Origin of the sequence: Rhizobium sp. WYCCWR 11146 (assembly GCF_013591995.1) — a bacterium.
Taxonomy (GTDB): Bacteria; Pseudomonadota; Alphaproteobacteria; order Rhizobiales; family Rhizobiaceae; genus Rhizobium; species Rhizobium indicum.
The window spans coordinates 1-6326 of record NZ_JACCEY010000014.1 but is presented as its reverse complement, the minus strand read 5'-3'; the positions used below and the strand labels follow the sequence as shown (position 1 = coordinate 6326).

General features: G+C 61.2%; 7 protein-coding genes. 3 read left to right on the top strand and 4 right to left on the bottom strand.

The window, feature by feature from the left end; genetic code table 11:
- Positions 1-94 precede the first annotated feature (94 nt).
- The 3 genes from HX899_RS08505 to HX899_RS08495 form a co-directional block, all read right to left on the bottom strand.
- On the bottom strand, positions 95-511 hold the full coding sequence (locus HX899_RS08505; protein WP_138387186.1) for a cupin domain-containing protein: 417 nt from the start codon (positions 509-511) through the stop codon (positions 95-97).
- Between the two features lie 68 nt (positions 512-579).
- Complete coding sequence (locus HX899_RS08500; protein WP_180193779.1) at positions 580-1335, bottom strand: SDR family oxidoreductase; 756 nt, start codon at positions 1333-1335, stop codon at positions 580-582.
- Positions 1336-1403: 68 nt separating this feature from the next.
- Positions 1404-1883, bottom strand: coding sequence for a carboxymuconolactone decarboxylase family protein (locus HX899_RS08495; protein WP_171603999.1), 480 nt, complete (start codon positions 1881-1883; stop codon positions 1404-1406).
- 130 nt (positions 1884-2013) lie between these two features.
- On the opposite strand from HX899_RS08495, the gene HX899_RS08490 reads away from it, so the two are divergent.
- Both HX899_RS08490 and HX899_RS08485 read left to right on the top strand, forming a co-directional pair.
- Positions 2014-2937 (top strand): LysR family transcriptional regulator, encoded by a 924-nt coding sequence (locus HX899_RS08490; RefSeq protein ID WP_180193780.1) that lies wholly within the window; start codon positions 2014-2016, stop codon positions 2935-2937.
- A gap of 73 nt (positions 2938-3010) precedes the next feature.
- Complete coding sequence (locus tag HX899_RS08485; protein WP_003560862.1) at positions 3011-4138, top strand: ATP-dependent RecD-like DNA helicase; 1128 nt, start codon at positions 3011-3013, stop codon at positions 4136-4138.
- A gap of 85 nt (positions 4139-4223) precedes the next feature.
- Here the strand turns inward: HX899_RS08485 and HX899_RS08480 are convergent, their stop codons facing one another.
- Positions 4224-4916, bottom strand: a complete 693-nt coding sequence (locus HX899_RS08480; RefSeq protein ID WP_181292224.1) for a MerR family transcriptional regulator — start codon at positions 4914-4916, stop codon at positions 4224-4226.
- A gap of 453 nt (positions 4917-5369) precedes the next feature.
- Here HX899_RS08480 and HX899_RS08475 point away from each other — a divergent pair, with 453 nt between their 5' ends.
- A complete protein-coding gene (locus HX899_RS08475) occupies positions 5370-6122 on the top strand; it encodes a pyridoxine 5'-phosphate synthase (RefSeq protein ID WP_181292223.1) in 753 nt (250 codons plus the stop codon).
- Positions 6123-6326: the final 204 nt, after the last annotated feature.

The following is a 6326-nucleotide window of genomic DNA, read 5'->3' as shown; positions in this document are numbered from 1 at the left end:
AATCGGAACCGATTTTCGGGCCGATGCGAGGGTTGAAAGTGTTACAGAGTCCTTTGCGCGTCTGAAAAGACGCGCGGCGCTGTAATGCGGATCGTCACTTGTTGAGCGGATAGGTCAGTTCTTTCTGGTTGGTGTCGACGACGAAGACGGCGAGCAGGCGGGCGGGCTTGGTTTCGCTGCCGTTGGCGCTGACACCGTGACGATCGCCCGGCATTTCGGAGAAACTTTCTCCCGCCTGATAGACCTTGACCGGGCCGTCATTGACCTGGCTGCGGATCGCTCCTTCGAGCACGGTGGCGTAGATGAAGGCCGTGTCGGGATGGGTGTGGCCTTCGGAGAAGCCGCCCGGGCCGTATTCGACCAGCACGCCCTTGATGCTCTTGCCCGGCACGTTCGGAAGCTCGTGCTCATAGACGAGTGTCACCTTCGCAGACTCGCTGCTGTCATGGGCGCTGACGCCGGTGGCAGCCGGAAAGGCGAGGGCGGCGGCGAGGAAAAATGTTCTGATCATCGGAATCTCCATGGTTGCTGGGTCGGGGGAAGACGCGCCCGAGCGGTCGCGTCTTGAGGGCACGTCAATCATGTCGGCTGGGCGGACTTTGCGAACCACTGCTCGAAGGTGATCGAACCAAGCCGCGGGTTGTTGTCGGAAATGAGCGACTGGTCGTTCAGTCTTGCGCCGAAATATCTCGCCTCGACATCAGCCTCGGTGGTGCGCGGGTCTTTCATGGCCTTCAGATAGCGGGCGACGAGCTCGCTGAGGCGCGCCCGTTCCGGACCAGCGATCTCGAGCGTCGCGTTGGCCGGAGCAGAGAGGGCCACGTCCGCCATGGCGTCCGCCACGTCGTCGGAAGCAATCGGCTGCACATAGGCCGGCGACAGGTGGACCGTCTGGCCGACCGTTCCCGATTGGGCGATGCCGCCGAGGAATTCCATGAACTGCGTCGAATGCACGATGGTGTAGGGAATTCCCGATGCCTTGATCAGCTTTTCCTGAGCGAGTTTGCCGCGGAAATAGCCGCTTTCCTGCAGGCGCTCGGTGCCGACGACGGAGAGGGCGATATGGTGCTTGACGCCGGCGAGTTTTTCAGCAGTGAGAAGATTGCGGCCCGAGGTCTCGAAAAATTCGAGCACGGCCTTATCCTCGAAGGACGGCGAGTTGGCGAGGTCGAGCACGACTTCGGCGCCCGAGAGCGCCTCCGCCAGTCCTTCTCCCGTGATCGTGTTGACGCCGGAGTTCGGCGAGGCGGCGATCACGTCATGGCCGCGTTTGCGCAGGCGTTCGACAGTCTTCGAACCGATAAGGCCGGTTCCGCCGATGACAACGATTTTCATAGTGGATCTCCGTTCGCTGCCGTAGTGCGGCAGCGTCAAAGGTGAATCTTCTCAATGAATTGCGCGGTTTAGTTCAGGCCGGCCTTGTCGAGGCCATAGGCCTTGTCGGCCGTGCCGGGCACGGTCTTGAAGCCGACATTGACACGGTTCCAGGCATTGATCGCCATGACGACGAAGGTCAGGTCCGAGATTTCCTTTTCGGAAAGCTGGCCGCGCACCCGTTCGTAAATCTCGTCGGGAATGCCGCCTTCGGGAAGCTTGGTCAGTGCTTCGGTCCAGGCAAGGGCTGCACGCTCGCGGGGGATGAACAGGTTCGATTCCCGCCAGATGGCGACGTGGTAGATCCGCAGTTCCGTCTCGCCGTGGATCTTGGCTTGCTTCACATGCATATCGAGGCAAAAGCCGCATCCATTGATCTGCGAGGCACGGATCTCGACGAGGGCCTGCAGCTTCTCGTCGATCACACTGCTCTTCAGCGCCATGCTGAATTCCATGAATTTCTTGAAAAGCTCGGGGGACTGCTGGGCGTAGTTCAGTCGCTGGGTCATGTGTCTCTCCTTCAATTAAGGATATTAAGTATCCTTATGGATAGAAAATATCCTTAATTGCTGGACTGTAAAGCCATTCTCGCTTAGTCTGGCTGCATAAAGCCTATGCGCAAAAGTATGAGGGGCGGGGATGGATATCGTTTCGGCATTGCGGACCTTTCAACGCGTCGTGGAGACGGGTTCGTTCTCGGCGGCGGCCCACGATCTCGACGTGACGCAGCCGGCGGTCTCGCGACAGGTCGCAGCCCTCGAAGGCCATTTCAATACTCGCCTCCTGCATCGCACGACGAGCGGTCTGTCGCTGACGGCAGAGGGGGAGCGGATGCTGCCGATGGCGCTGCGGATTCTCGAAGCGGTTGAGGAGCTTGGCGATGCGGCCGGATCGGACGGAGCCATGGCCTCGGGAAAGGTCAGGCTCAGCGTTCCAGCACCACTCGGCCTCTATCTCAGCGAGCGACTCGGCGATCTTCTTGCCGCTCATCCGAAGCTCTCGGTCGATCTCATCTTCAGGGAGCAGGGCTCGGATATGATCGAGGAGCGCCTGGATCTCGAAGTGCGCTTGGGCCAGGTCGCCGACAGCAGCCTCGTCTGCCGGCGGATCGGCTGGACGACCGCCTTCCTCGTGGCATCTCCCGCCTATCTCGCGCGCAGGGCGGCTCCCCGCGCACCGAAGGAGATCAAGGACCATGAATGCCTGTGCTACAACAGGGCAGGCGAGGCCAATAGCTGGTCCTTCTCGAACGGTTCGGAAGACATATCGGTCCGGATCTCACCGCGGCTGACCGCCTGCAATGCCGTCGCCATTCACCGGGCAGCCCTTGCTGGAGCGGGTCTTGCCGTGCTTTCGCACATCATCGCGATGCCCGATATTGCCGCCGGCCGGCTGGTCCCCGTGATGAAGGATTTCCAGCCGAGCCGGCTGCCGGTGACCGTCGTCTATCCCTCGCGGCGCAACATGCCGCTGCGCGTCAAGACGGTTCTGGATTTTCTCACCGAGGCTATGGGGCAGGACCCGTCGATGTGCGCGAGCGGCGCGGACCGGCAGTGGAACTGATGATCGTCCGGCCGGGCGATTTGCCGTTTTCCGCCTTGCCTAAAGCCCGCGAATCCTGCCAAGTCCTGCGATCATGCAATTTGCGCCGCAACAAGATGAAGCCCTGAAGGCTGTTTCGAAATGGCTGAAGGAAGGGCGCTCGCCGCTCTTTCGCCTGTTCGGCTATGCCGGAACGGGAAAGACGACGCTTGCCAAGCATTTTGCCGAAAATGTCGATGGCGACGTGTTGTTTGCCGCCTTCACCGGCAAGGCGGCGCAGGTGCTGCGCTCGCGGGGCGCCTCCAACGCCCGGACGATCCATTCGTTGATCTACCGGCCGCGCGGCGAGGAGGCGGTGGAAGACGAGGAAACAGGCAAGACCTCGATCGCGCCGATGTTTTCGATCAACCGGCAAAGCCCGGTCGCGAAGGCGGCGCTGATCATCGTCGACGAATGCTCGATGGTGGACGAGGCGCTTGGCAAGGATCTAATGAGCTTCGGCACGCCGATCCTGGTGCTCGGCGATCCCGGCCAGCTGCCGCCGGTGACCGGCGGCGGCTACTTCACCAATCAGGATCCGGACTACCTGCTCACCGATATCCACCGGCAGGCGCGCGACAATCCGATCATCAAGCTTGCCATGCAGGTGCGCGAAGGCAACGAGGTGATGTACGGCGATTACGGCACGGCCAAGGTGATCTCGAAGAACGAGGTGACGCAGCAGCTGGTGCTCGATGCCGACCAGGTGCTCGTCGGTACCAACCGCACGCGGCGGCGTTACAATCAGCGCCTGCGCGAGCTGAAAGGCTTCAATGCCGATTATCCGCAGACCGGCGACAAGCTCGTCTGCCTGAGGAACGATCCGGCCAAGGGCCTGCTCAACGGTTCGCTCTGGCAGGTGATGACCTCGTCGAAGGAAACGACGAAACCCGGCATCAATCTGCTCGTCCGCCCTGAGGATGACGACATGGACCGGGGAGCGGCCAAGATCAAACTGCTGAAGCAGGCCTTCGAGGATGTCGAGGGCGAGATTCCCTGGAACACCCGCAAACGCTACGACGAGTTCGACTTCGGCTATGCGCTGACCGTTCACAAGGCGCAGGGTTCGCAATGGAACGATGTCGTGCTCTTCGACGAGAGCTGGGCATTTCGCGATACCCGGGAACGCTGGCTCTATACCGCGATCACGCGCGCGGCGGAGACGCTGACGATCGTCCGCTGATCCCAGTCGCACCCGCGCTAGGTCTCATTCGCCATCTGGAGTGGTGAAGAAGAAACGGTGGCGGCCGTGTCTTGGGCGGGTGGCGTTAAGCCTGCACGATACCGAGCAGAACTGCCTTGGCGATGGCCTGGAAGCGGTTGTTGGCGCGGAATTTCAGGATGATTCCGGCCTCCAGGTCACGGGTTTCGTCATGTTTCAGGTCGAGCGCCCGGGCGATGCGCTGGGTGGAATAACCCTCGGCCATCAGTTCCAGGCAACGCCGCTCCTGTGCGGTCAGGCTTGCACTGTCCTGATTGTCGTTTAACGGCGGCTCCTCGATGCTGCCGTCGTAGTCCAGGAGGTCGCCGACCTGCTGGAGCTGGCGGTGCAGCGTTGACATCTCCGCCGTCAGTTCGCGCTTGCGCACCTGCAGGGCCTCGCGGAACATTGCCTCGGCCGTTTCCTGCGAATCAGCGTTGCGGAGTTCGCCCATCAGTTCCTGGATGACGGCGATCGGCATGCCGGCTTCGCGGCAGACCGTGATCACGGCCATGCGCATCACATCGTCCTGGCCGTAGACCCGCATCAGGCCGATGCGGTTGGCTGAAATCAACCCTTTCTCTTCATAGAAATGCAGTGTCCTGTGTGTGACGCCGAATGCGTTTGCCATGTCGGCAATGGGCACCGGACCATCAGGTAGATCCGGCGGCAGCGCGGCTGAAGGCAGGAACCGATATTTCGATCGGGCCTCCGAAGCGATACCGGCGGTGGCAAACAGGCGTTTGGAACCGTCTGGCATGAACCCTCCTGGGGCATGTTGTTGCACCTCATGCGGCTTTGCCAGTTGCTTCCCATGCGCGGCGAGTGGGGTTTCCTCTAGGCGTTCTTCTCATTGGGAAAGAAGCAGTACGCGGCGTACTCTACGCGATACGATGTCCACGTTATGCGTGAACGATCTTTTTTATAAGTGCTAAAAATAATCTCTTTTAAATGGGATAGCAACGTAACGGCATATTTTGCCGAAGTTTTCGGGTGTGCTGCAGCAAAACATGCGCTGCATTGCGGTATCGGCCGGTCATCTTCAACAGCGACGAGAATTACTGTTTGCGGTACGCAGGTGCGGTCGAATGCCCGCCCGACAGCGATGCGCATCAACGATCGGCATCGCATCCATCTGCGAATCTCATTGGCCATCGCACGGGCCTTGGCTTAAAAGCAGGCCTCCCGTTTCCGTGACCGATGGATATCAGCCATGCCCGCCAAGCTCTCCGTGAATCTCAACGCCATCGCCATGCTGCGCAACCGGCGCGATCTGCCCTGGCCGAGCGTCGAAGCGCTCGGGCGATTAGCCCTTGCCGCCGGTGCGAGCGGCCTGACGGTGCATCCGCGCCCCGACCAGCGGCACATCCGCTTTTCCGACCTGCCTGTGATCCGCAACCTGATCGACGACGAATTCCCCAAGGCCGAGTTCAATATCGAGGGCTATCCCACAGAGGAATTCTTCGAACTCTGCGCAGGCGCGGCACCCGAGCAGGTGACGCTGGTGCCCGACGATCCCGCGCAGGCGACCTCCGATCACGGCTGGGATTTCCGCAAGCACCAGGCGTTCCTGACCGATTCCGTCGCGCGGCTGAAGACGATGGGATGCCGGGTGTCGCTGTTTGCCGATGGTGACGGGGATGCACAGGCGGTTGAGATCGCCAAGGCGGTCGGCGCTGACCGGATCGAACTCTATACCGGCCCCTATGGCGGTTGTTTCGACGCGCCGGAGCGCGCGGCCCCGATCCTCGAGGCGCTTGGACGGACGGCGGATGCGGCCCTTGCAATCGGCCTCGCCGTCAATGCCGGCCACGATCTGACGGTCGAAAACCTGCCTGGTCTGGTGAAGCGCATTCCCCAGCTTGCCGAGGTCTCGATCGGTCATGGGCTGACCGCCGATGCGCTGGAATACGGCATGGCGGAAACGGTGCGGCGCTTCTGCCGGGCTTGCGGGCAGGCGGTTTGAGGAAGGGCGAAGAATCTCCCGGCCCAATAACTTGGGTGTGCTAGATTCCTATGACAGGTGCAGAAGTCACTCACCTCGTTCAATCTCTCAGCGCCCGACCCAAGAGATGTCAAGGCGCCGCCACACGTCTCTTCTCCCCAGCGGGGAGAGCGACTGTCTTGTTTGTCAAGCGTTTTGCCATGGTCGTCCGTCCCTGATGATGGC

Bases quoted from the DNA above. Each gene is read 5' to 3' on its own strand.
- HX899_RS08505 (WP_138387186.1), bottom strand. From the start codon at position 511: ATGATCAGAACATTTTTCCTCGCCGCCGCCCTCGCCTTTCCGGCTGCC.
- HX899_RS08500 (WP_180193779.1), bottom strand. From the start codon at position 1,335: ATGAAAATCGTTGTCATCGGCGGAACCGGCCTTATCGGTTCGAAGACT.
- HX899_RS08495 (WP_171603999.1), bottom strand. From the start codon at position 1,883: ATGACCCAGCGACTGAACTACGCCCAGCAGTCCCCCGAGCTTTTCAAG.
- HX899_RS08490 (WP_180193780.1), top strand. From the start codon at position 2,014: ATGGATATCGTTTCGGCATTGCGGACCTTTCAACGCGTCGTGGAGACG.
- HX899_RS08485 (WP_003560862.1), top strand. From the start codon at position 3,011: ATGCAATTTGCGCCGCAACAAGATGAAGCCCTGAAGGCTGTTTCGAAA.
- HX899_RS08480 (WP_181292224.1), bottom strand. From the start codon at position 4,916: ATGCCAGACGGTTCCAAACGCCTGTTTGCCACCGCCGGTATCGCTTCG.
- HX899_RS08475 (WP_181292223.1), top strand. From the start codon at position 5,370: ATGCCCGCCAAGCTCTCCGTGAATCTCAACGCCATCGCCATGCTGCGC.